General features: G+C 52.5%; 24 protein-coding genes and 3 tRNA genes. 6 read left to right on the top strand and 21 right to left on the bottom strand.

Going from position 1 to position 24,962, the window contains the following annotated elements; all coding sequences use genetic code 11:
* Positions 1–59: 59 nt before the first annotated feature.
* The 6 genes from ACFOMG_RS00795 to alaS all read right to left on the bottom strand — a co-directional run bounded on the left by ACFOMG_RS00795 (position 60) and on the right by alaS (position 4,941).
* A tRNA-Arg gene (locus tag ACFOMG_RS00795) sits at positions 60–136 on the bottom strand.
* A 61-nt stretch (positions 137–197) separates the two neighbouring features.
* Positions 198–274, bottom strand: a tRNA-Arg gene (locus ACFOMG_RS00790).
* A gap of 82 nt (positions 275–356) precedes the next feature.
* Positions 357–446: transfer RNA gene (locus ACFOMG_RS00785), tRNA-Ser, on the bottom strand.
* Positions 447–539: 93 nt separating this feature from the next.
* Positions 540–737, bottom strand: a complete 198-nt coding sequence (gene csrA, locus ACFOMG_RS00780) for a carbon storage regulator CsrA (RefSeq protein ID WP_376864194.1) — start codon at positions 735–737, stop codon at positions 540–542.
* Between the two features lie 192 nt (positions 738–929).
* Positions 930–2,162, bottom strand: coding sequence for an aspartate kinase (locus ACFOMG_RS00775; RefSeq protein WP_376864193.1), 1,233 nt, complete (start codon positions 2,160–2,162; stop codon positions 930–932).
* Positions 2,163–2,313: 151 nt separating this feature from the next.
* Positions 2,314–4,941 carry an alanine--tRNA ligase gene (alaS, locus tag ACFOMG_RS00770; protein WP_376864192.1) on the bottom strand — a complete coding sequence of 876 codons (2,628 nt, stop codon included), beginning with the start codon at positions 4,939–4,941 and terminating at the stop codon, positions 2,314–2,316.
* 148 nt (positions 4,942–5,089) lie between these two features.
* On the opposite strand from alaS, the gene ACFOMG_RS00765 reads away from it, so the two are divergent.
* The 4 genes from ACFOMG_RS00765 to ACFOMG_RS00750 all read left to right on the top strand — a co-directional run bounded on the left by ACFOMG_RS00765 (position 5,090) and on the right by ACFOMG_RS00750 (position 8,045).
* Positions 5,090–5,293: a YgaP family membrane protein gene (locus ACFOMG_RS00765; protein WP_376864191.1), complete on the top strand. Its 204-nt coding sequence runs from the start codon at positions 5,090–5,092 to the stop codon at positions 5,291–5,293.
* Positions 5,294–5,407: 114 nt separating this feature from the next.
* Positions 5,408–6,388, top strand: coding sequence for a hypothetical protein (locus ACFOMG_RS00760; RefSeq protein ID WP_376864190.1), 981 nt, complete (start codon positions 5,408–5,410; stop codon positions 6,386–6,388).
* Positions 6,389–6,637 (top strand): hypothetical protein, encoded by a 249-nt coding sequence (locus ACFOMG_RS00755; protein ID WP_376864189.1) that lies wholly within the window; start codon positions 6,389–6,391, stop codon positions 6,635–6,637.
* Between the two features lie 112 nt (positions 6,638–6,749).
* The gene (locus ACFOMG_RS00750) at positions 6,750–8,045 is read left to right on the top strand and encodes an NAD(P)/FAD-dependent oxidoreductase (RefSeq protein WP_376864188.1); all 1,296 of its coding nucleotides are present in this window, start codon (positions 6,750–6,752) and stop codon (positions 8,043–8,045) included.
* Here ACFOMG_RS00750 and ACFOMG_RS00745 read toward each other — a convergent pair.
* From ACFOMG_RS00745 to ACFOMG_RS00730, 4 genes are all read right to left on the bottom strand, one after another.
* A complete protein-coding gene (locus ACFOMG_RS00745) occupies positions 8,020–9,063 on the bottom strand; it encodes a helix-turn-helix transcriptional regulator (RefSeq protein WP_376864187.1) in 1,044 nt (347 codons plus the stop codon). The two genes, ACFOMG_RS00750 and ACFOMG_RS00745, sit on opposite strands and share 26 nt — an antisense overlap.
* A 276-nt stretch (positions 9,064–9,339) precedes the next feature.
* Complete coding sequence (locus tag ACFOMG_RS00740) at positions 9,340–9,804, bottom strand: regulatory protein RecX (RefSeq protein ID WP_376864186.1); 465 nt, start codon at positions 9,802–9,804, stop codon at positions 9,340–9,342.
* Complete coding sequence (gene recA, locus ACFOMG_RS00735; RefSeq protein ID WP_376864185.1) at positions 9,785–10,825, bottom strand: recombinase RecA; 1,041 nt, start codon at positions 10,823–10,825, stop codon at positions 9,785–9,787. Before recA ends, ACFOMG_RS00740 begins: the two co-directional genes overlap by 20 nt.
* 149 nt (positions 10,826–10,974) lie before the next feature.
* Positions 10,975–11,457 carry a CinA family protein gene (locus ACFOMG_RS00730; protein ID WP_376864184.1) on the bottom strand — a complete coding sequence of 161 codons (483 nt, stop codon included), beginning with the start codon at positions 11,455–11,457 and terminating at the stop codon, positions 10,975–10,977.
* A 79-nt stretch (positions 11,458–11,536) separates the two neighbouring features.
* Between ACFOMG_RS00730 and mutS the strand changes: the two genes are divergently transcribed.
* Together mutS and fdxA are read left to right on the top strand one after the other, a co-directional pair.
* The gene (gene mutS, locus ACFOMG_RS00725) at positions 11,537–14,170 is read left to right on the top strand and encodes a DNA mismatch repair protein MutS (RefSeq protein WP_376864183.1); all 2,634 of its coding nucleotides are present in this window, start codon (positions 11,537–11,539) and stop codon (positions 14,168–14,170) included.
* A 168-nt stretch (positions 14,171–14,338) separates the two neighbouring features.
* Positions 14,339–14,668: a ferredoxin FdxA gene (fdxA, locus tag ACFOMG_RS00720; protein WP_376864182.1), complete on the top strand. Its 330-nt coding sequence runs from the start codon at positions 14,339–14,341 to the stop codon at positions 14,666–14,668.
* Between the two features lie 181 nt (positions 14,669–14,849).
* Here the strand turns inward: fdxA and rpoS are convergent, their stop codons facing one another.
* The 11 genes from rpoS to ACFOMG_RS00665 all read right to left on the bottom strand — a co-directional run bounded on the left by rpoS (position 14,850) and on the right by ACFOMG_RS00665 (position 24,924).
* Positions 14,850–15,815 (bottom strand): RNA polymerase sigma factor RpoS, encoded by a 966-nt coding sequence (gene rpoS, locus ACFOMG_RS00715; protein ID WP_376864181.1) that lies wholly within the window; start codon positions 15,813–15,815, stop codon positions 14,850–14,852.
* Between the two features lie 104 nt (positions 15,816–15,919).
* Complete coding sequence (locus tag ACFOMG_RS00710; RefSeq protein ID WP_376864180.1) at positions 15,920–16,561, bottom strand: peptidoglycan DD-metalloendopeptidase family protein; 642 nt, start codon at positions 16,559–16,561, stop codon at positions 15,920–15,922.
* A 371-nt stretch (positions 16,562–16,932) separates the two neighbouring features.
* Positions 16,933–17,844 carry a DUF368 domain-containing protein gene (locus tag ACFOMG_RS00705; protein ID WP_376864179.1) on the bottom strand — a complete coding sequence of 304 codons (912 nt, stop codon included), beginning with the start codon at positions 17,842–17,844 and terminating at the stop codon, positions 16,933–16,935.
* Between the two features lie 32 nt (positions 17,845–17,876).
* Positions 17,877–18,509, bottom strand: coding sequence for a protein-L-isoaspartate(D-aspartate) O-methyltransferase (locus ACFOMG_RS00700; RefSeq protein WP_376864793.1), 633 nt, complete (start codon positions 18,507–18,509; stop codon positions 17,877–17,879).
* Positions 18,510–18,551: 42 nt separating this feature from the next.
* Positions 18,552–19,301, bottom strand: a complete 750-nt coding sequence (gene surE / locus ACFOMG_RS00695; RefSeq protein WP_376864178.1) for a 5'/3'-nucleotidase SurE — start codon at positions 19,299–19,301, stop codon at positions 18,552–18,554.
* Positions 19,302–19,319: 18 nt separating this feature from the next.
* Positions 19,320–20,387, bottom strand: a complete 1,068-nt coding sequence (truD, locus tag ACFOMG_RS00690) for a tRNA pseudouridine(13) synthase TruD (protein WP_376864177.1) — start codon at positions 20,385–20,387, stop codon at positions 19,320–19,322.
* Positions 20,384–20,869, bottom strand: coding sequence for a 2-C-methyl-D-erythritol 2,4-cyclodiphosphate synthase (gene ispF, locus ACFOMG_RS00685; protein ID WP_376864176.1), 486 nt, complete (start codon positions 20,867–20,869; stop codon positions 20,384–20,386). Before ispF ends, truD begins: the two co-directional genes overlap by 4 nt.
* A gap of 8 nt (positions 20,870–20,877) precedes the next feature.
* Positions 20,878–21,591, bottom strand: a complete 714-nt coding sequence (gene ispD / locus ACFOMG_RS00680) for a 2-C-methyl-D-erythritol 4-phosphate cytidylyltransferase (RefSeq protein WP_376864175.1) — start codon at positions 21,589–21,591, stop codon at positions 20,878–20,880.
* Entirely contained in the window at positions 21,588–21,902 is a 315-nt protein-coding gene (locus ACFOMG_RS00675) for an FtsB family cell division protein (protein WP_376864174.1), read from the bottom strand. Before ACFOMG_RS00675 ends, ispD begins: the two co-directional genes overlap by 4 nt.
* Positions 21,903–21,975: 73 nt before the next feature.
* The gene (gene eno, locus ACFOMG_RS00670; RefSeq protein ID WP_376864173.1) at positions 21,976–23,271 is read right to left on the bottom strand and encodes a phosphopyruvate hydratase; all 1,296 of its coding nucleotides are present in this window, start codon (positions 23,269–23,271) and stop codon (positions 21,976–21,978) included.
* Positions 23,272–23,301: 30 nt separating this feature from the next.
* Entirely contained in the window at positions 23,302–24,924 is a 1,623-nt protein-coding gene (locus ACFOMG_RS00665) for a CTP synthase (RefSeq protein ID WP_376864172.1), read from the bottom strand.
* Between the last annotated feature and the right edge of the window lie 38 nt (positions 24,925–24,962).

Genomic DNA, 24,962 nt, shown 5'->3' with positions numbered 1-24,962 from the left:
AGAGATTTAAATAGCTGGGATAAATCAGAGTATTAGATTTCTTAGAAAGGATGCTTAAATGGCGCGCTCGGAAGGATTCGAACCTTCGACCGCCTGGTTCGTAGCCAGGTACTCTATCCAGCTGAGCTACGAGCGCGTCTCTTAAGGCATTCTCTGAAAACAGAGTAAAATCACGATTGGAATCATTCAAAAAAGAATGGCGCGCTCGGGAGGATTCGAACCTCCGACCGCCTGGTTCGTAGCCAGGTACTCTATCCAGCTGAGCTACGAGCGCGCATCGTGGGGCGCGTATTATAGGTAGTTAGCATGAGTTGTCAACTATCTTTAATACACATCTGCAACAAGCAGAAAGAACGTGGCGGAGAGAGAGGGATTCGAACCCTCGATAGGGGTAAACCTATACGCCCTTAGCAGGGGCGCGCCTTCAGCCACTCGGCCATCTCTCCAAGTCACGGCGCGCATAATACCACGTTCTTCAGAAATTCAAAGGAAAATTTCAAAGAAATTAATACGTTAGCTAATTTCTCTGAAACCGGCACTCAATAATTGCCGTTTGTTTCGCCGTCACCGTCTTTTTCGCGCTGAATACGCTGATAGATTTCTTCACGGTGTACAGCCACTTCTTTAGGTGCATTCACACCGATCCGTACCTGGTTTCCTTTTACGCCAAGTACAGTCACGGTGACGTCATCACCAACCATCAGTGTTTCGCCGACACGACGAGTCAAAATTAACATAGGGGTTCTCCTAACGTTCCTGTTCGATTTTAGGGTGCTGTTGGCAGTTGCCTGATTCTCATCCCTTTACTTCCAGTATTGACCAGTCTGACCAGATTGAAAGTCACGTAAACGTGGGTTTGAGAACTTTTAGTTATTAAGAAGGGGTCAATCGTTGACCCCTTCTTAACACTATTCTTGATGGGCTGTTGTTCAGTTTGCGTCGCTGTCGGCGTCCAGGCCGAAGGCGGAATGCAGTGCCCGAACAGCCAGCTCCAGATATTTTTCTTCGATCACCACAGAGATTTTAATTTCAGAGGTGGTAATCGCCAGAATATTGATATTTTCATCCGCCAGAACCTTAAACATCTGACTCGCCACACCGGCGTGTGAGCGCATACCCACACCCACCATAGATACTTTACAGATATCATCGGTGCCGGTTGCTTCACGGGCATTCAGCTCGGCGGCGGTGTTGCGTAATACATCCAGCGCTTTGTGGTAATCGTTGCGATGTACGGTAAAGGTAAAGTCCGTGGTACCGTCTTCAGAAACGTTCTGTACGATCATATCCACTTCAATATTGGCATCGCTGACCGGAACAAGAATCTTAGAGGCAACACCCGGAATGTCCGGCACCCCTTTAACGGTAACTTTGGCTTCATCGCGATTAAATGCAATACCGGAGATAACTGGATTTTCCACGGAGCTGTTCTCCTCCATCGTGATCAGAGTGCCGTTTCCTTCCGCGAAACTGGAAAGAACACGGAGCGGAACTTTGTATTTCCCTGCAAATTCAACTGAACGGATCTGCAGGATCTTCGAGCCCAGGCTGGCCATTTCCAGCATTTCTTCGAAGGTAATTTTTTCCATACGTTTGGCGTTCGGCACCACGCGGGGATCGGTGGTGTATACCCCATCTACGTCGGTGTAAATCTGACATTCATCAGCCCCCAGTGCGGCGGCCAGCGCAACACCCGTGGTATCAGAACCGCCACGACCTAAAGTGGTGATATTGTTGTCGTCGTCGATGCCCTGAAAACCAGCCACCACACACACACCACCGTCATTCAGCTGCTTACGCATGGCATCGGTATCAATATTTTCAATACGGGCTTTCATATAGGCATTGTCGGTTTTCATACCTGCCTGCCAGCCAGTAAAGGAACGGGCATTAACGCCACGTTTCTGCAACGCCATCGATAAAAGTGCAATGGTCACCTGCTCACCGGTGGACACCAACACATCCATTTCACGTGGATCCGGAGTTTCGGTGACATCTTTTGCCAGCGAGATCAGACGGTTGGTTTCGCCACTCATGGCAGAAACGGCAACCACAACCTGATGACCCGCATCATGAAAAGACTTCACTTTATCCGCGACGTGTTCAATCCGCTCGACCGAACCCACCGAGGTCCCGCCGTATTTCTGTACGTATAACGCCATGTCGAATTACTGAATAGCCTGAATTAAAGGGCGCTAATTAAACAATAATTAGCCGAACCAGGAAAGATTTGGCTGCGTTTTAAACAACCCGTTTCCTGTACTGAATAAATCGTTGTCAGGCTCCGCAGCCGGAGCCTGACTCACCGTGGCTTCAGAAGGTCTCTTCAGCCCAGCGTTCAAAGGCTGCCAGTGCTTCGGCAATGCCTTCAGGTTTCTGGCCACCGGCCTGGGCCATTTCCGGCTTACCGCCACCACGGCCATCAACATAACCAGCGCAGGCCTTAACCGCATCACCGGCCTTACCTTTAGCAATCAGGTCTTTGCTGACGCCAGCCAGCAAGGTGACTTTGCCATCGTTGTTGGCGGCCAGCATGATCGCGGCACTGCCCAGCTTATTCTTCAGCTGATCCATGGTGTTGCGCAGCGCCGGTACGTCGGCACCGTCCATCTGTGCGGCCAGAACCTTCACACCGTTAACGTCTTTTGCCTGACCCGCCAGGTCGGAACCGGCACTGGAAGCCAGCTTGGCTTTTAACGCTTCCAGTTCTTTTTCCAGATCACGGCTGCGCTTGGCCAGTTGTTCGACTTTTTCCGCCGCATTGTCTTTTGAACCTTTCAGCTGACGGGCGATGTTTTGCAGTGCCGCTTCTTCTGCTGCAATAAAGTCCAGTGCAGCCTGGCCCACCACCGCTTCAATACGACGAATACCGGCGGCAATGCCACTTTCTGCAGTGATTTTTAACACGCCGATATCACCGGTACGCTGGGCATGGGTACCGCCACACAGCTCAACCGAAAAGTCATCACGCCCCATCGATAATACCCGGACTTCGTCGTCGTATTTCTCACCAAACAAGGCCATTGCACCGGATGCTTTCGCCTCATCGATATTCATCAGACGGGTAGTGACCGGCGTATTCGCGCGGATCTGGGCGTTCACTATGGTTTCGATCTGCTGCAGCTCAGCAGCGGATACTGCTTCCAGATTAGAGAAGTCGAAACGCAGTTTATCGTAGGTGACCAGAGAGCCCTTCTGAGCCACATGATCACCCAGCACGCTACGCAACGCTGCATGTAATAAGTGAGTTGCGGAGTGATGCAACGCCGTAGTCTGACGTTTTTCAGCATCAACACAGGCTGTCAGCTGAGTACCAATCTGAAGCTGCCCTTCTACCAGCACCCCCTGGTGCAGGTGATTGTCCGTTTCTTTGGTCGTGTCTTTAACCTGGAACACGATACCATCAGCTTTCAGGAAACCGGTATCACCCGCCTGACCACCACTTTCGGCATAAAACGCGGTTTCATCCAGCACCAGAATCGCTTCATCACCGGCGTTCAGCTGCTGTACCGCTTCACCATTTTTAAACAGCGCTTTAACCTGCCCCTGGTTTTCCAGCTGCTCATAACCACGGAATACCGTTTCGCCGTCAATTTCCAGACCAGCGTGATAATCACCGGCAAAGTTACCGGCGGCGCGGGCTGCTGCCCGTTGTTTTTCCATCGCCGCGTCAAACCCGGCTTCATCAACCTGCAGTTCACGCTCACGCGCGACATCGGCGGTCAGGTCCAGCGGGAAACCGTAGGTGTCGTACAGTTTAAACGCGGTTTCGCCAGGGATGATATCGCCATCCAGCCCGGCAATGGTGTCGTTAAGAATGGCCATGCCCTTATCCAGGGTTTTAGCGAATTGTTCTTCTTCCAGACGCAGAACTTTTTGTACGTGTTCGGCCAGATTGGTCAGCTCCGGATACGCTTCACCCATCTGTTCAACCAGCGCCGGCACCAGTTTGTGGAAGAAGCCGGCCGGCGCACCCAGCATATGTCCGTGGCGTACCGCACGACGAATAATGCGGCGCAATACGTAACCGCGGCCTTCATTGGACGGTAATACCCCGTCGACAATCAGGAAACTGGTAGAGCGGATATGATCCGCGATAACCCGCAACGATTTATTTTCTGTGTCCTTGCAACCGGTCAGTTCACCGGCGGCATGCAATAACGCCTGAAACAGATCGATTTCATAGTTGCTGTGGACATGTTGCAGAATAGCCGCCAGCCGCTCCAGTCCCATACCGGTATCCACCGACGGTTTTGGCAGCGCTAACATTTCGCCGTCTGGCTGACGGTCGAACTGCATAAAAACGATGTTCCAGATTTCGATAAAACGATCACCGTCTTCTTCCGGAGACCCCGGAGGCCCGCCCCAGATTTCTTCGCCGTGATCGTAGAAAATTTCGCTACACGGGCCACACGGGCCGGTATCACCCATCGCCCAGAAGTTATCGGATGCGTAACGTTCGCCTTTGTTATCACCAATACGAACAATTTTTTCGGCTGGCACACCCATGGTGTTGTGCCACAGGTCGTATGCTTCGTCATCGTCTTCGTAAACGGTGACCATCAGTTTGTCGACGGGCAGATTCAGCCACTGCTCTGAAGTCAGGAATTCCCAGGCAAACGCAATTGCATCCTGTTTAAAATAATCACCAAAGCTGAAGTTACCCAGCATTTCAAAGAAGGTGTGGTGACGGGCGGTATAACCGACATTTTCCAGGTCATTATGTTTACCGCCGGCGCGCACACAACGCTGCGAGGTAGTGGCCCGGGTATAACTGCGCTTGTCTTTGCCCAGGAAACAATCCTTAAACTGCACCATACCGGCATTGGTAAACAGCAGTGTCGGGTCATTACCCGGAACCAGCGGACTGGAGGCAACAATGTCATGCCCCTTGGAAGCAAAGAAGTCGAGGAACTTCTGGCGAATTTCTGAGCTTTTCATACGGTGCTTGAATCCGAACGGAATAAGGTAAAAGCGGGAGTATAGCGGTTTGCTGTTAACCACTCCATCCATCAACAAAAGACTTGACTAAAAATCTGTTAAATATAACTATATTAGAATAATCTTATTTAAACAATGAGGTACCACCATGAACGTTGATCGTCTGGTTTTTGCCATTGCCGGCTGCTTTATCCTGCTCAGCGTGACCTTGTCACAACTGCACAGTATTTATTGGCTGGGTTTTACCGCCTTCGTTGGCCTGAATATGTTGCAGGCCGCGTTTACCGGTTTCTGTCCTCTGGCGATGATGCTGAAAAAGCTGGGGGTACAGCCGGGCAACGCCTTTCACTGAAAGCTGCTGCGGTCACAGGTGAGCGGTGCTGACACGGCTCATCTTGGCCCGAATTCACCCTGAATCACAACCGCTCGTCGTTATAATGCCCCTCTGATTCAGAGGTGTATTGTCATGTCATTTGCCCGATCCCTGACAGCCACGCTGTTATTTATTTCCGTTACCTGCGCCGCGGCACCGGGCTGGCACCCATATCCCGCTCACCTGCCTCAGTTTGACTACCAGGGTGACAAGCTTAAACAAGCCTGGCCACAACTGACTCAGGCGACCTTTATTGCCTACCCCAGCGCAGCTAATCTGCGGGCTGAAGCACAACGTTTCCCGGCGCTGGAGCAATATACCCGGCAACAAGCCAGCCAGAACAACGCTCATCCGGCATTAAAAGCGGCCCTGGATGGCAACTATCAGCCGCTGTCCGAAGCCGTCGCTCAGGTCTGGCGTTTCCATTTTGAAGGTGACTTTCAGCAGGCCTACCAGCTTGGCTCTCAACTCGGTCCGGCCGGATTTATCCCGGCACTGTATTCCCGCCTGATGCATACCGCTCTGCTGGAACCCGACAAGCAGCAACGACTGGCGGTGTACCGTGAGGTTTCCGCCTTATCCGCGGAGTTATTACCAAAAGCGCCCGATCACGCTTTTGCCCTGTTTGGCCTGGCTTATGCCCATGCCCGGGAACTGGAGCTGCTTGGCACCAGTGAAGCGACGGCCACCGGTTACCTCAGTGAAACCCGCGACACACTGGAACAAATGCAACAACAATACCCGCAGCGGGCGTTATATCCGGCGATGCTGGGCGGACTGCACGCCGGTGTTGTCGAGCGGGTCGGTTCATTTATTGGCCGGGTTACCTACGGCTCCAGCGAAAGCGCAGCACTGCAGGCTTTCAGCCAGGCACTGGAGCTGGAATCAGACCTGCCGGTTATTCTGAATGAATATGCCAAAGCACTGATCCGCCTCGACGAGGAAGAATACGCTGACCAAATCCGTCAGGTATTGCAACGCTGTGCCAAACTGCCGGTCTACAGTGCCGAGGAAGCATTAAACCGCGACTCATGTCAGAATAGGCTGTCTGCCTCTGTAATCGCCGGTAACTGAATGACTCTGCCATTTGCGGCTGAAACCGCCACCCCGCTGCTGTTAATTGCACTGATCGTCGCCGCCACACTGTTAATGTTGCAGCTGGCGGTGGGGCCTTTTGGCCATATGAAGTTTATCCATTTGCATAAGGCCTATTTAACATGGCCGGTTGCTGTAAGACACAGCCTGACAACCCTGTCAGTAGCCATCATCCTGCTGGCACTGACCCTCCTGACCGGATTCTGGTCATTTCAGAACACCCTGTAAAACACGCATTTCAGCAGCGGTTTTCATCTCCGAAAGCACGCCACAAATGACGGCATTGTCCGTATAATGGCGCCAGATTTTTCACTTTTACATTCACTTTCGGAGTTTGCTTATGCAACGCATTGTCATTGTTGGCGGTGGTGCCGGCGGTCTGGAGCTGGCTACCCAATTGGGCCGATCACTGGGGCGCCGTAAAAAAGCGCAGATCGAACTGATTGACGCCAACCCTACCCACCTGTGGAAACCGCTGCTGCACGAAGTCGCCACCGGCGCACTCGATTCAGGAATCGATGAACTGAACTATCGCGCCCACGGCAAAAAACATGGCTTTAATTTTCAGATTGGCCGCATGTCCGGGCTGGATCGCGACAACAAACAGGTTGTTTTGTCAGCGATGCTCGACGATCAGGGCGATGAGGTACTGAGTGAACGGCGCGTCAGCTACGACACCCTGGTACTGGCCATCGGCAGTGTCACCAACGATTTTGGTACCCAGGGCGCCAAAGATCACTGCGTGTTCCTCGATAGCCGGCAACAGGCTGAGAAGTTTCATCAAACACTGCTCAATGCGTTCTTACGTGCGAACGCCAGCGCCAGCAGCGATGGGGCCATCCAGGACCTGGAAATTGCCATTGTGGGTGCCGGCGCCACCGGCGTGGAATTATCGGCAGAACTGTATAACACCGCGGAAGTGCTGGTGAGTTACGGGATGAAAAACCTGCGCCCGGAAAACCTCAAGGTCACACTGATCGAAGCCGGAGAACGGATTCTGCCGGCTTTACCGCCGCGAATTTCCGCAGCCGCCACCCGTGAGCTGGAGAAACTGGGGGTTACGGTACGCACTAACACTCTGATTACTGCCGCCACCGCCGACGGCTTTGAAACCAAAGATCAGGGTTCTATCCAGGCACGTCTTAAAGTCTGGGCCGCCGGTGTTAAGGCGCCCGATTTTATGACCCAACTGGGGCTGGAAACCAATCGTGCGAACCAGCTGGTGGTCAACCGCAGCCTGCAGACCGAGGATGAAAATATTTTTGCCCTCGGGGATTGCGCCAGCATGTTGCAACAGGATGGTAAACCGGTTCCACCGCGGGCTCAGGCAGCTCATCAGCAGGCCAGCCATTTGTTCCGCGCGCTTAAAGCACGGCACAATAACAAGCCTTTGCCGGAGTTTGTCTACAAAGATAAAGGATCGCTGGTATCGCTCAGTCGCTACAGCACCGTGGGCAGTCTTATGGGTAACCTGACCCGAGGCTCCATGATGATCGAAGGCCGGCTGGCAAGACTGGTGTATGTCTCACTGTACCGGCTGCATCAGATTGCTCTACACGGTTACTGGCACACCCTGTTGCTCAGCCTGGTAGGACACATCAATAAGGTCATCAGACCTCGTCTGAAACTGCATTAATACGGGCAGCTTGCTGCACCGGTATATGCGTCAGGCGGTAATCGCCTGGCGTCATGTCAGTCCAGCGTTTAAATGCTTTATAAAATGCGCTCGGCTCGTTATACCCCACCATAAAGGACACTTCGTAAAGCGGAGTCGCTTCGTCCTGTAACAGACGCATCGCCAGTGCCTGACGCGCTTCATCAAGCAGCAACTGGTATGTGGTCCCCAGTGCCTTCAGACGGCGCTGCAGATTACGGACACTGATGCCCAGGCGGCCAGCAACATCTTCCTGACTGACGTTACGCTGCAACAAACACTGCTGCAGAATATCTTTCAGCTCGGTATAAACCGCCAGGTATTCGGTAAATTTCTGATGCTCGCGCTCAAATTCACGCTGGGCAATACGGAACAAACTTTCCTTACGGTGCGGGTTATTGCGCTGCCAGGCCGCCATCGAAATTTCCAGCGCAAAGCAATCCGCCTGCACCACAGGAACATCAAAAGCCATCACAGCGTCAGGGTAACGGTCCTCCAGGTCCGGCAGAAATACCTGCAGATCGCCCTGCTGATGTGAACCCTGAATCACGTTATAACAGGCATGAGTCAGCGTACTCAGCGCCACCAGCAACTGCTGATGACTGGCATGTTCAGCGTTAACCGGCCTTACCAGTACCTTGCGCGACTGCGGCATCGACTTCAGTTCAAACTCAACACTGCCAACCATCAGATAAGCAAAACGAAAACACAATGGCAGCGCCTGCTCCAGGCTTTCACCATGCTTCAGCAAATGATCCAGAGGCAACTCCTGTTCCGCCAGATATTTTCCGGCAGACACAAAGAAGCCCAGGTCATAACCCTGTTGCGACAGAAAAACATAGACTTCCGCTAAACGATCCGTGCTGACCCAGCGTGGTAACGGCTGCGTCGTATCAATTCCTAAAATTTGCCAAACAGGATCGATTTCTATTCCCTGGCTATCCCAGAAATTCAATAAGTGCTGCAACACGACAACATCAACCTGAGCAGTTGGGCTCATATCCCTCCCCGACACGGACTTGTGTTTTTTATTTGTGACTTCCTGAAAATGTGCGCAAATGCGGCAGACGCACTTCCGCATGCTCGGACTAAGCCCATACAAAATGGAGTGTGTGAAGTGCTACGAATTATGTCAATAGACTGAGACGACAGCGAAACAAATGTCAGTTCAAAAGCGGGAAAGTAGTTACAAAGTATGGAAAAACACGACAAGATTTCAGCAGATTGCAAAAAAAGAGTTAAAAATCATCAGTAACAATCTGATTTTTAAAGGGTTTTACAAGTCGTCGATAACGCTGCTGATTTGCTCAGAGGTAAACCCACGATACGCCAGAAAACGGAATAATTTTTGTTTTTTATTCTTATCGTTTTCTTTTATCGATTTGGATTTTTTTTCTGCAATGCGATAAAGATTTTCAAACCAGTCGCCGTCAAAAGCGTCAAAAACCAGTTCGATAGTATGAGAGTCAACTCCCTTTTCTTTCAGCTCCTGGCGTAAACGTAACGGTCCAACGCCACGCTGAAAGCGTGAATTCAGATAAGATTCGGCAAAACGCAAATCGGACTGCCACTGACGTTGCTGGAAATCATCGAGAATCTGTTCCAGCAGATCACCGTCTTCACAGCGATCCCGGAATTTGCGCAACAGCTCAAGGCGTGAATAATCACGCCGTGACAACAGCTCCACGATGCCACGGCGTAAATCACCGGCTTCCAGCAGATCAGGCTTCCTGTTCGGCATCCTGCTCTTCAGCCTTGCTGTCTTCCGGTCCGGCAATGTTCAGTAATTGTGCGCGAATCTGCGCTTCAATTTCTTCCGCCAGATGCGGGTTTTCTTCCAGGTATTTAGCAGCATTGGCCTTACCCTGACCAATTTTATCACCCTGATAGCTGTACCAGGCACCCGATTTTTCCACCAGATTACACTTCACGCCCAGGTCAATCACTTCACCCATATGGTAAATACCCTGACCATACATGATCTGGAATTCTGCCTGACGGAATGGTGGTGATACCTTATTTTTCACCACTTTAACCCGGGTTTCATTACCCACGATTTCATCACCCTGCTTCACCGAGCCGGTGCGACGAATATCCAGACGGACCGAGGAATAAAACTTCAGTGCGTTACCACCGGTTGTGGTTTCCGGGCTACCGAACATCACACCAATTTTCATCCGGATCTGGTTAATAAAGATCACCAGACAGTTAGCATTTTTTACATTGGCGGTAATTTTACGCAGTGCCTGTGACATCAGACGAGCCTGCAAACCAACATGAGAATCACCCATGTCACCTTCAATTTCCGCTTTTGGTGTTAACGCTGCGACGGAGTCGACAACAATCACGTCCACTGCACCAGAGCGCACCAGGCTGTCACAGATTTCCAGTGCCTGTTCACCGGTATCCGGCTGAGAAACCAACAGGCTGTCGAGATCGATACCCAGTTTTTCGGCATACAGCGGATCCAGCGCATGTTCTGCGTCAATAATGGCTACGGTTTTACCGGACTTCTGTGCCTGAGCCATGGCCGACAAACACATCGTGGTTTTACCGGAGCTTTCCGGGCCATAAATCTCAACAATACGGCCCATTGGCAGGCCGCCAATGCCAAGCGCAATATCCAGTCCCAGAGAACCGGTGGATACCGCCGGAATAGCTTCCCGCGGCTGCTCACCCATCTTCATGATGGCGCCTTTACCAAACTGACGTTCAATCTGGCCTAATGCCGCATCTAGCGCTTTTTGCTTGTTAGCGTCCATAAACATTCCTTTAAAACGAGTGGGTGACTCACCCTGTTCAGATCACTGTAAATTTAACCAGTATTTAAGCACAGGTTTTTTTTGCCGCCAACCCCAAATATGAAAAAATACTGGAAAGATATACAGCCATTGGGAATCAGTTCCGGCGATCAGGAAGCCAGCCAGTGACACAAACCCTGCACCGCCACGGCAATCGCCTGCTGCCTGACCTGATGACGATCGCCGGCAAACCGGTGACACTCAACAATTTGTTGTTTGTCGTTACCCCAGGCAAACCAGACAGTCCCCACCGGCTTTTCTTCACTGCCTCCTCCGGGGCCGGCAATACCACTGACCGCCACGGCCAGGTCACCCAGGCTGTTATTCACCGCACCGGCCACCATAGCCCGTACTGTTGCCTCACTGACGGCACCAAACTGTTCGATCGTCATCGGCGGCACATCCAGATAACGCACCTTGGCTTCATTGGAGTAGGTCACGAAACCACATTCAAACCAGCCTGAGCTGCCAGCCACATCGGTGAGTGCACTGGCAACGCCACCGCCGGTACAGGACTCAGCCGTCACCACCCGCAAACCCCGACTTTTTAACATCTCTGCCAGAGAGTGGATCGAATCAATTAGTTGCGGCATTTTTTTCTCCTTCCGGAATCACTACAATTCGTGCTTTTGATTCACCGCGCTGAAACGCAGCGACACAAGGATACATTCCATGGCAGCCCAGCCCAGTAAACACACGCCGATGATGCAGCAGTATTTACGCATCAAGGCCGATTTCCCAGACACCATTCTGTTCTATCGTATGGGGGATTTCTATGAGTTGTTTTATGACGATGCCAAGAAAGCAGCTCAGTTACTGGATATCACCCTGACGGCCCGGGGTAAAAGTGGCGATGGCCAGCCGATTCCGATGGCTGGCGTGCCTTTCCATGCCTCTGAAAACTACGTCGCCAAGCTGGTAAAACAAGGCGTATCGGTTGCCATTGCCGAACAGATCGGTGATCCGGCAACCAGCAAAGGGCCGGTCGAACGGAAAGTGGTGCGGGTATTAACGCCCGGCACCCTGACCGATGAAGCGCTGCTGGACGAACGTTCCGACAACCTGCTGGTCGCATTGTGCTCCGACCAACAACGTCATGGCCTGGCCGTGCTGGAAATCAGCTCCGGACGCTTTTCGGTGCTGGAAGTCGACGGCGAAGAATCCCTGCTGGCCGAAGTGGAGCGCCTGCGCCCGGCGGAACTGCTGCTGAATGAAGAAAACAGTTACCCGCAAGCGATAGCCGAACGCACTGGCAGCAAGCGTATGTCCCCCTGGCATTTTGAATCCGACACCGCCCTGCGGCTGTTAACCCAGCAGTTAAAAACCCGGGATCTGCGTGGCTTTGGTTGTGAGGGCATGCACACCGCGATACGCGCCGCCGGGGCTCTGCTGCATTATGCCCAGGACACTCAGCGCAACAGCCTGCCACATATCCGCTCGCTGATGGTCGAACAACCGGATGATGCCATCATCATCGACCCGGCTTCACGCCGTAACCTGGAAATCGACATCAATCAGAAAGGCGATGACCAATACACCCTGGCCTGGATCATGGATAAAACCGCCACCGCCATGGGCAGCCGTTTACTGAAACGCTGGCTCAACCGCCCCATCCGCGATATTCAGCAGCTGCAGCAACGCCAGAGCTTTATCGCACAACTGATCAGCCATTACAGCGCAGAAGAGCTGAATAAACTGCTGAAACAGGTTGGTGACATCGAACGGATTTTATCCCGTGTGGCACTGGGCTCGGCGCGCCCGCGGGATCTGGCCCGGCTGCGTGATGCATTCAGCGTATTACCCGACATCCGCCAGCAATTGGCGCAGCTGGACACACCGTTAGCCAGCAAACTGCATGAACGTATTCAGGAGTTTCCGCAGTGGGTCAGTCGCCTGCAGCAAGCGATCATCGACAACCCGCCAGTGGTGGTACGCGACGGTGGCGTCATTGCTACAGGTTACGACGACGAGCTGGACGAATTGCGCGGCCTGAGTGAAAACGCCGGTGATTTTCTGATAAAACTGGAAGAAAGTGAGAAACAGCGTACCGGCCTGAACACCCTGAAGGTGGGTTATAACCGCGTCCACGGATATTACATCGAAATCAGTAAGGCACAATCCGATCAGGCTCCGACCGAATATATTCGCCGCCAGACACTGAAAAATGCCGAACGTTTTATCACCCCGGAACTGAAAGAGTTTGAAGATAAAGCACTGAGCGCCAAAAGCCGGGCACTGAGCCGCGAAAAAATGTTGTACGAAGCGCTGGTGCGCGAGCTGGGCGAAGACCTGGTGGCACTGCAGGTTTCCGCCGCCGGGTTATCGGAGCTGGATGTCTTAACCAACCTCGCAGAACGCGCAGAAACCCTGCGTTTTGTTGCACCACAACTGGTGACCGACAGCGTGTTACATATTCAGCAGGGCCGTCACCCGGTGGTCGAAAACCTGATTACAGATCCGTTTGTCGCCAACGATACACAACTCGATCCGCAACAACGGATACAAATTATCACCGGCCCGAACATGGGGGGTAAGTCGACCTATATGCGTCAGGTGGCGGTGATTACATTGCTGGCCTATATCGGCAGTTACGTCCCGGCCGAAGCAGCCACCCTGGGGCCGATTGATCGTATCTTTACCCGCATGGGCAGCGCTGATGATGTCGCTGGCGGACGTTCTACCTTTATGGTCGAGATGACCGAAACCGCCAATATTCTGCACAATGCCACCGCCAGCAGTCTGGTGTTAATGGATGAAGTTGGCCGCGGAACCAGCACCTTTGATGGTTTGTCCCTGGCCTGGGCGGCCGCCGCCGAACTGGCCGATCAGATCAATGCGTTTACTCTGTTTGCCACCCACTATTTCGAAATGACGGCATTACCCGAGCATCACGCCAATGCCACCAATGTGCACCTGAAAGCCACGGAACACGACGATAAAATTATCTTTCTGCACTCCGTCGAACACGGGCCGGCCAGCCAGAGTTATGGTCTACAAGTGGCACAACTGGCCGGTGTGCCAACCAGCGTAATCAACCAGGCGCGGGCGCAGCTGCAGCAACTGGAGCAGCAGGCTCCGGCAGAAGCAATCAGCCCAGCAACAGCAACATCCGCTGGACAAACGCCTGAGCCCCTTACATCCGAACAGCCAATATCTGAGCCCGGCAGTGCCGCACAGCCCCTGCAGGCGGATATGTTTTCTGCCATGCCATCGGCCGCTGAAAACCGCTTACGGGAGCTGAACCCGGATGACCTGACACCCCGTCAGGCGCTGGAGGCCCTTTACCAGCTGCAGGAATTGTTATAAACCTTGCTTCTATATGTATGCGTTTTTAGAACCAGACGAAAGGAAACTATAACCCTTTCGTCTGGTTCAGCGCTTGCGAGGCAACCGGCCTCTACCTAGAATTGCCGACTATTATTAAAAAAGGCCTGTGGACACACAGACCAGCGACTGAGATTAGGAGAACACCGCATGGCTTTTGTGGTAACTGATAACTGTGTTAAGTGTAAATACACCGACTGTGTTGAAGTGTGTCCGGTGGACTGTTTTTATGAAGGACCAAATTTTCTGGTCATTCACCCGGACGAATGTATCGACTGCGCTCTGTGTGAGCCGGAATGTCCGGCAGAAGCAATCTACTCCGAAGATGAAGTACCCGCTGGTCAGGAACAATACATCGAACTGAACGCAGAACTGTCAGAAGAGTGGGTGGACAACAACATCACCGAACAAAAAGACCCGCTGCCCGATGCAGCTGAGTGGGATGGCGTACCGGACAAACTGCAATATCTGGAACGTTAACCGGTCACAAACCGGTCAGACACAAAAAAGCGGAACCCGAAGGTTCCGCTTTTTTGTTTCCGGAGTGCTCGTTTCCAGAACAGAGAAGAGAATGCGGGTATCTTCTCTGTGGTCGGTTACCAGCCGGTACCCGCAGCAAGGCCAGGCTGGTGTGGCAGTTTAATAACTGCCCCGGGATAGCTTAAGCTTCACCAAACAGGGTCATGGCATTCAGTCCCTGTTTTTCCATAATTTCGCGTAACCGCTTCAGAGCTTCGACCTGAATCTGGCGTACACGTTCGCGGGTCAGGCCGATTTCCCGGCCAACATCTTCCAGCGTGCTGGTTTCATAACCGCGCAGGCCAAAACGGCGCGACAGAACTTCGCGTTGTTTTTCCGGTAATTCTTCAATCCACTGATCCAGATTAGAGTGAATGTCCTGGCTCTGCAGCTCCTCACTCGGATCGGAAGCCCGTTCATCGGCAATGGTATCGAGAATGGATTTGTCCGAGCTCGGCCCCAGTGGGGTATCGACGGATGTCACACGCTCATTCAGCTTCAGCATGCGTTTAACGTCAGCAACCGGTTTCTCCAGCAGCTCAGCGATTTCTTCTGCGGTTGGCTCGTGATCCAGCTTCTGAGTCAGCTCACGGGCGGCACGCAGGTACACATTCAGTTCTTTTACGACATGAATCGGCAACCGGATAGTACGCGTCTGATTCATGATGGCGCGTTCAATGGTCTGACGAATCCACCAGGTAGCGTAGGTAGAAAAGCGGAATCCACGTTCCGGGTCAAACTTCTCAACCGCACGGATCAGACCGAGGTTACCCTCTTCAATCAGGTCCAGCAGCGACAAGCCACGATTGACATAACGGCGGGAAATTTTCACCACCAGTCGCAGATTACTTTCAATCATACGACGGCGTCCCATTTCGTCACCTTTACGGGCCAGACGTGCGTAGTGCACTTCTTCTTCCGCAGACAGCAGCGGCGAAAAGCCGATTTCGTTCAGATAAAGCTGGGTTGCATCCAGCGCTTTGTAGGATGTATCTGCGGCAAAACGTTCATCTGATTTTTCTTCAGAATTCGCTTCAACCAGCGCCAGTGCATCCACATCTTCAAAAACGTCTTCTTCACGTATTTCGCGTTGTTGTTGTACTGCCATGTCATTTCCCGCCTCTCAGAGATCGTGCCGGGCCTGAACCGAAACAGGCTTGAATCGCCACGATAATTTATTTTTATCCGCTCAGATCCGGGAACACGGATGGCCTAACCCGGTTTACCCGGTAGGTGGTTGAGCGGATCAACCGGCTTGCCGTTTTTGCGGATCTCAAAGTGAAGTTTCACTTTGTCGGTACCGGTAGATCCTATTTCGGCAATTTTCTGGCCAGCTTTAACAACGTCTTGCTCACTGACCACAATGCGGCTGGTATGGGCATAAGCACTGAGGTAAATCTCATTGTGTTTGACGATTACCAGGTTGCCATATCCCCGTAATCCACGCCCTGCGTAAACTACGGTGCCAGCCGCTGCTGCCAGAACAGATTCCCCCAAAGGACCGGCGATATCAATCCCCTTGTTGACGGGTTTAGTGGTCGAAAAACGTGCTATTAAACGACCGTTCACCGGCCACATCCAGTCCGTTGCCGACGCTGGAGACGATCTTTGTGGCGTCTTATGACTGATTTTGCTTTTGGGTTTAGCCACTGAACGCTTTGTAACAGCCGGTTTCGACGGTTTTTCGACAGTCGACTTTGTGGCTAAGACAGGAGTCTTAGGCAGATTGCGGATGTCAATTTTTTGTCCTGGGTAGATGATGTAAGGGGCAGAAATCGAGTTAGCACTTGCTAACTGCCGGAAGTCTAGCCCGTAACGCCAGGCAATCGAAAACAAGGTGTCGCCTTTTTCCACGCGATGGAATCCTGACGAAATTTGTTCTTTACTGAACTTTCTTTCAACTGACACGAATTCGCGACTGGAGATACACCCTGTTACGAGTGTAACTAACATGACTAATGTGACAGGGGCTATTATTTTCATCATTGCCTACAGATGGTTGTTTTTTGACACTCAAAAATGACAGCTTTTTGAGTTCCGTTTGTCAGCGGCTCTCTTTGAACCAGGTAAAATTAAAAAAGTAATTTATATTCCAAAAAACTCTAAAAAAAGTGAATTATTTACCCTGACATGTCTTTCTATACACTAGCGATACCTGATGATACAAAAAAGCGGCAAAGGTAACTTGCCGCTTTTGCAATGTTATAAACAACCGCTCCGTTGTATCAGGCGCTTTTTTGCCCGCTTCCGGCGACCTTTTCCAGCAATAATACCAGCCCACCTCCGGCAAGCATCAAGACAGCTGCCAGCAATAACAGTTCGGGCTGTTCGGTTCCCGGCCACTGATTGCTCTGAATAAAAGGCACTACTTCACCTTTGGAATTGAGGCGGGTCGAGAGGGTTTCCTTCCACGGCCAGACTTTCACCAGAGATCCCAGCATAAAGCCGGTTAATAATGCGAACATCAGGTCTTTATAATGATGCAGACACCAGCTTAACAGACGCGAAAATAACAGCAGCCCCAAGCCTGCTCCAAGCGCAAATAACGCCATGGTGCCCAGTTCCAGTGCTTTGACGGCCGCCAGAACCGGCTCGTACAGCCCCATCAGTAACAGGATAAAGCTGCCGGAGATGCCCGGCAGAATCATGGCGCAAATCGCAATACTGCCGGCAACAAAAATAATCAACGCGGTCGGTTCAACCGATGAGGGGGACTGCAGGCTGATCAGCGCTGCTACCGCAACGCCGCTGACCAGAGTCACAACCCGACTGATATTCCAGTGCTGGATTTCTTTACCGACATGCCAGCTGGAGGCGATGATCAGACCGAAAAAAAACGACCATAACCATACCGCATGGTGCAGCAACAAATAATGCAGAACCTTGGCCAGCGATAACAGCGCCAGCAGAATGCCACTGCCCAGCACCAGCAGAAAAGTACCGTTAATCGCCCGCCAGGCTGCGGCCGGCCCCTGGCTGAACAGCAACCTGACGGCATTGAGATTAATGCTTTTAATGGAATCCAGCAGCTCGGTGTAGATACCGGTAATAAATGCAATGGTGCCGCCGGAGACACCGGGAACAACGTCCGCCGCCCCCATAGCAAGGCCTTTAAGAAACAGCCAGAAGTGTTTCATACAGTTTCCTGTGTACGATAAATAGACATGGGTCAGCGCTGAATGCCTGACAGAAAAGGAACAAAACGCGCGGGTTCCAGCGTTTTGCGGGTAAAGTGTTCACCGCGCCGGGTGATTAACACCAGTTTTTGCTGCTCGCTGCCAACCGGTAATACCATACGGCCACCATCGGCCAGCTGATCGAGCAAAGACTGCGGCACCTGTTCCGGTGCCGCAGCGGCCAGAATGCCATCATAAGGGCCTTTTTCCTGCCAGCCCCAGGTACCATCCGATAACGCCAGGCGAACATTACGCAGCTTCAGGGCTGCGATGCGTGAAGCAGCCTTGTTATGCAACGCTTCGATCCGCTCAACACTGTACAGACGTTTTACCAGCGGGCTCAGCACCGCCGTCTGGTAGCCGGAACCGGTACCGATTTCCAGTACCTTGTTCAGGGGCCCGGCCGCCAGTAACACTTCGGTCATACGGGCAACGGTATACGGCTGAGAAATAGTCTGGCCATTACCAATGGGCAGCGCCGTATCTTCATAGGCACGATGGGCTAACGCTTCATCGACAAAAAAATGCCGCGGCGTCGTGGCGATTATCTGCAGTACATCCTCGTTTTTGATGCCTGCCTCACGTAACCGCTCCACCAGCCGGTTGCGGGTACGTTGTGAAGTCATGCCAATGCCGGCGAAATATTGTTCGTTCACTGATTTATCCCACTACCGAATCAGATCCTGAAAATGTGCAGCCAGAGCTGGCTGAGCATTGTGCAATGTCATGTCCATCTGAATCACGGTAACCGACACCTTACCCTGCTCAATGGCGTAAAAATCAGTGCCTTCCCCGGCGTCGGCAACGTCTCCGGCGGCGGAAATCCAATAACACTCTTTACCACGCGGATTGGTGGTTAACACCGGATTATCGGAACGCTGGCGATGGCCCAGGCGGGTCACGGCATACCCATTTAACTGCTCGTAGGAGCGATCAGGGACATTGATATTAATGACCGAATTCGGCGGTAAGGTAAGCTGTTCCAGCCGTGGCAATAATTCGATAACAACACGTGCTGCGGTGACAAAGTGGCGGTTACCGCACAACGACACGGCGACCGGAGTTTGTTGCAGAAAACGACCTTCCATCGCTGCCGCCACCGTTCCGGAATACAACACATCATCACCCAGATTGGCACCGGCATTAATTCCGGCAATCACCCGCTGACACTGGTCCAGATAGAAGGCGTTGACCCCCAGGTGCACACAGTCGGTGGGGGTGCCATTGATGCTGATATAACCATTATCCAGATGAATCGGGTGCAATGGCCGGTCGAGTGTTAACGAGTTACTGGCGCCACTGCGATCGCGATCAGGAGCAACAACATGAATATCATGACCTGCTGCCTCCAGCGCCTGTGCCAGCGTCTGCAACCCCGGTGCATGAACACCATCGTCGTTGGAAAGCATCAGTTTCATGGTTTCTCCTTGTGGTAGTCAGCTGGCGCGGTAGCGCGGTGTTTTTTCCAGCGGCGTCAGCAGCTCGCGAATGACGGAGGTGGCATAATACCCACTTGCCAGCGAAAAACAGAGCGTTAAATCATGACCGGAAGTACCACGCCAGGCATTTTCATGGCTGGCGGACTTCTGCACTTCACTCGGCAACCACTGCCAGCTGAAGTTTTCCACTGCCGCCAGTAATGCCCGGCGCTCCTGATTTAATCCCCGGTGCTCCAGGCCATCGCAGATGTCGGCATAAGGCTCGACCACCGCGGTCTCCAGCGCCAGCGCCTCATCCGTTGTCGCCAGCCGGCCACGTCCCCATAAAGGTGCGGTAGCGACAGCATCACCCGCCACCGGCAGATCGGCAGCGATATCTCCGCTGATCAGCCGGCCGACATTACCCTGACGAATTCGCTCGGCCAGCACTTCGTTAAATAACAACGACCGCACGGCCGACAGATACATACTTTTTTTGCCACGGTGTTTTACTGTCAGCTCACCGTTAAGCATCCGGCGACCGGCATCAATATTGCCGCCGTCATGACCAAAACGCTGGGCACCAAAGTAATTCGGTACGCCGCCCTGTTTGATTTTTTCCAGATTGTTTTCCACCGCCTGGCGGTCGCCAACGATATCGCGCAGCCGGATTTCAAAGCGGTTACCCAATAATTCACCGCGGCGCAGTTTTTTGCTGTGGCGGGTCTGCTGCAGAATGGTGATGGTTTCGTCAGCGTCGTTTTTTTCCAGTGACGAAAAATCCGGCATCGGTACCCGTGGCAGATAAATACTGAACCATTGGCGGGTAATCGCATGACGATCTTTTAACCCGGCGTAACCTATATCCATTTCTTTAACGCCCACCAGCTCTGCCAGTTGTTTGGCAATCCAGCCGGTATTAACGCCACTTTTTTCGATTTCCAGCCAGATGTGTTCGCCATCGCCGGCGGGTAACGTTTGTGGCATTTCCACCACCACAAAGTCTTCATTATGTAATTTCAGCCAGCCGCTGGCGCCACTGGCCGGATATAAGGTTGGCCAGTCCGGCAACAAGGAAGTAGTCATAAGGCGTTATCATCCACCATTAACAATGCGACGGCATGCACTGAGATGCCTTCTTTACGACCTTCAAAGCCGAGTTTTTCAGTGGTGGTCGCTTTCACGTTAACGTCATCCAGCCGCACTCCCAGATCAGCAGCGATATTTTCCCGCATCGTCTGAATATAAGGCGCCATTTTAGGAGCCTGAGCAATAACCGTGAGATCCACATTACCCGGCCGGTAACCTTTATCACGCACCAGAGCCACGACATGCCGTAATAACACCCGGCTATCGGCGCCGGCGTAAGTTTCATCGGTATCGGGAAAATGCTGACCGATATCCCCCAGCGCCGCAGCGCCCAGAATGGCATCGGCCAGCGCATGTAACGCCACATCACCATCGGAGTGTGCAATCAGGCCTTTATCGTGGGCTATCTGTACTCCGCCCAGGGTAATAAAATCACCGTCACCGAATTTATGAACATCAAAACCGTGTCCGATACGCATGTTTATCTCTATTTACCAGGGGTTAAATACAATCCGGCTAATGCCAGGTCTTCGGGGCGGGTCACTTTAAGATTATCAGCCCGGCCTTCTACCAGCAGTGCTGAGCGCTGCCGTTGCTCCAGCGCGGAGGCTTCATCCGTGACTTCCAGTTGATGTGCCAGGCAATATTCCAGAGCCTGAGTTAATTCCTGGTAGCGAAATACCTGGGGCGTTAACGCATGCCACAACTGAGTACGCTCCACGGTATGGTCGATGGCGACCGTACCGTCCGCGTGTAACACGCCGCGCTTCATGGTATCGCGCGTCGGAGACGCCAGAATAGCGCCACACGCCGCCGTATTTTGCAGCGCACCGAATAAGGCATCCAGATCGCTGTGGCGTAAACACGGTCGGGCCACATCATGCACCGCTACCCAGTCGTCGGCGGCGGCCAGGTCCTGCAATGCGCGCAAACCGTTTAACACCGAATAACAACGTTCCGAGCCGCCAGGTGCACGGATAATTCTGGCATCACCGGCAAATTCGCTGTCACACCAATAAGGATCCTGTTCGGATAATACCACCACCAATTGTTCGAAACGCTTATAACCCAACAAGGTTTCCAGCGTGTGGTCCATCAGGTAACGGCCGTGTAACGGCAGGTATTGTTTTGGCCGCTCGGCCTGCATCCGGCTGCCCACCCCGGCAGCGGGCACAACCGCCCAGCAACGGCTGACACTCATGGCTGCTCCGGATCGACAAATAAAATAAATGTTTCGCCGGAACGCACCAGCCCCAGATCTTCACGGGCTTTTTCTTCCAGAATTTCGCTGCCGCTTTTTAAATCTTTCACTTCCGCGAACAACGCCCGGTTCTGATTCTGCCGCACCTCATTGTCCTGCCGCAGTTGCTCAGTCTTCCGCTGCAGGTCACGGCTAGCCAATACGCCGGTATCGTCAAACCACAAACGGTATTGCAATACGAGCAACAATAACAGCGCGGTAACCACCGCCGCCGTCTGAAACCAGGGTCGGGTAATAACAGGAGCAGACATAACTTTCGCCAACACTTAACACATTGCCAATAAAAAAACGGGCCGTTGAGCCCGTTTTTTATAGCAGATTAACTTACTGCTGACCTTTGATTTCTTTCAGGCCATTGTAAGGTGCTTTGGCACCCAGTTGCTCTTCAATGCGCAGCAAACGGTTGTACTTAGCCACACGGTCAGAACGACACAGAGAACCGGTCTTAATCTGACCAGCACAGGTACCTACCGCCAGATCGGCAATGGTGGTGTCTTCGGTTTCACCGGAACGGTGAGAAATCACCGCGGTGTAACCTGCGTCTTTTGCCATCTTGATCGCTTCCAGCGTTTCGGTCAGAGAACCGATCTGGTTGAACTTGATCAGGATGGAGTTAGCGATGTCTTTTTCGATGCCTTCTGCCAGGATCTTAGTGTTGGTTACGAACAGGTCGTCACCCACCAGCTGGACTTTTGCACCCAGTTTTTCAGTCTGGTATTTCCAGCCTGCCCAGTCCGACTCGTCCTGGCCATCTTCGATGGAAACGATTGGGTACTGGTCACACAGCTCGGCCAGGTAATCGGAGAATTCTTCTGCAGAGAAGACTTTGCCTTCACCTTTCAGGTCGTATTTGCCATCAACGTAGAATTCAGAAGAGGCACAATCCAGCGCCAGCGTGGTGTCTTTACCCAGCTCGTAACCTGCGTTGGCAACCGCTTCTTTAATCGCTGCCAGAGCGTCGGCGTTGGATGCCAGGTTCGGCGCGAAACCACCTTCGTCACCCACGGCTGTATTCAGGCCCTGAGCAGACAGCACTTTTTTCAGGCTGTGGAAGATTTCAGCACCGGCACGCAGCGCTTCAGCGAACGTTGGCGCGCCCACTGGCTGAACCATAAATTCCTGAATATCAACGTTGTTATCGGCGTGCTCACCACCGTTGATGATGTTCATCATTGGTACCGGCATAGAGTACTGGCCGGCAGTACCGTTGATGTCAGCGATGTGCTGGTACAGTTCCACACCTTTTGCTTTCGCAGCCGCTTTGGCCGCCGCCAGCGAAACTGCCAGAATGGCGTTAGCGCCCAGGTTGGCTTTGTTGTCAGTGCCATCCAGCTCCAGCATTTTGTTATCCAGAGCGCGCTGATCGGTACCGTCCATACCCATCAGGGCAGACTTGATGGTGGTATTAACATTTTCCACCGCCTTCAGAACACCTTTACCCAGGTAACGGCTTTTATCGCCATCACGCAGTTCCAGAGCTTCACGGGTGCCGGTCGAGGCACCACTTGGCGCACATGCAGTACCAAAGAAACCACCTTCAAGGGTAACGTCAGCTTCAATGGTTGGGTTGCCACGTGAATCCAGAACTTCGCGTGCTTTGATGTCGATAATGTTAGCCATACTATTTCTCCGTAAAAAATGCTTTGCCGCTTATTTCGCTTGCTCAATGGCAGCAGCGATAAATGCTTTAAATAAACCGTGACCGTCGCGTGGGGTGGAAGTAAATTCCGGGTGGAACTGACAACCCACAAACCATGGATGATCTTCCACCTCAACGACTTCCACCAGATCGCCGTCGATGGAGCGGCCTGCGATGCGTAAACCGGCTTTTTCCAGATCGGCAATCATGTTGGCGTTCACTTCGTAACGGTGACGGTGACGCTCAACAATCACATCAGAACCGTAAGCCAGCGCAGTGTTGGAGCCTTCCGTCAGGCGACACTCCTGGCCACCCAAACGCATAGTACCACCCAAATCTGAATTTTCGCTGCGCGTTTCGGTGTTACCAGAGGCATCGGTCCATTCAGTAATCAGGCCGACCACCGGGTGTTGTGTATCATTGCTGAATTCTGAGGAGTGCGCATCTTTCCAGCCCACAACATTACGGGCGAATTCAATCACGGCACTCTGCATACCTAAACAGATACCCAGGAACGGGATTTTGTTTTCGCGGGCATACTGAACGGTGCGGATTTTACCTTCCACACCGCGGTTGCCGAAGCCACCGGGTACCAGGATGGCATCTTTACCTTTCAGCAATTCACTGCCTTTACGTTCGATATCTTCAGCATCGATGTAGTCGATATTGACCTTCACTTTATGCGCGATGCCGGCGTGATCGATCGCTTCGATCAGCGACTTATACGCATCCAGCAGATCCATGTATTTGCCAACCATGGCGATATTCACTTCGCGCTCCGGGTTCAGCTTGGCATCCGCCACCGCATCCCATTCCGACAGATCAGCTTCGTTACAGGTCAGGTCGAACTTTTCAACAATCAGCTCATCCAGGCCGGCTTTATTCAGCATGGCCGGGATTTTATAAATGGTGTCGGCATCTTCCAGCGGAATCACAGCGCGTTCTTCAACGTTGGTGAACAACGCAATTTTACGCAGCGACGAAGCATCGATAGTGTGATCGCTGCGGCAAATCAGCACGTCTGGCTGCAGGCCAATGGTGCGCATTTCTTTCACAGAATGCTGAGTTGGCTTGGTTTTGGTCTCGCCAGCGGTAGCAATATAAGGCACCAGCGTCAGATGCAGCGACAGAGCCCGCTTGGAGCCCAGCTCCACCTTCATCTGGCGTACCGCTTCCAGGAATGGCTGGGATTCGATATCACCCACAGTGCCACCCACTTCCACCAGCGCCACATCGGCACCTTCGGCACCTTCCAGTACACGACGTTTGATTTCATCGGTGATATGCGGGATCACCTGTACCGTACCACCGAGGTAATCGCCACGACGTTCCTTGGCCAGTACATCGGTATAAATACGACCGGTGGTAAAGTTGTTACGACGCGACATGCGGGTACGGATAAAACGTTCATAGTGACCCAGGTCGAGGTCAGTCTCAGCACCGTCTTCCGTCACGAATACTTCACCGTGCTGGAACGGGCTCATGGTACCCGGATCGACGTTAATGTATGGATCCAGCTTGAGCATGGTCACCTTGAGGCCACGAGCCTCCAAAATGGCAGCCAAAGAAGCAGAAGCGATGCCTTTCCCCAAAGAAGAAACAACACCACCTGTGACAAAAATAAAACGTGTCATAGAAGGTCCGCAGAACGAGAAGATGAATAGTTTTCGGA

The organism is Bacterioplanoides pacificum, from assembly GCF_042648445.1.
In the GTDB taxonomy this organism is placed as follows: domain Bacteria; phylum Pseudomonadota; class Gammaproteobacteria; order Pseudomonadales; family Oceanobacteraceae; genus Bacterioplanoides; species Bacterioplanoides pacificum.
This window is presented reverse-complemented; position numbering and strand designations above follow the sequence as displayed.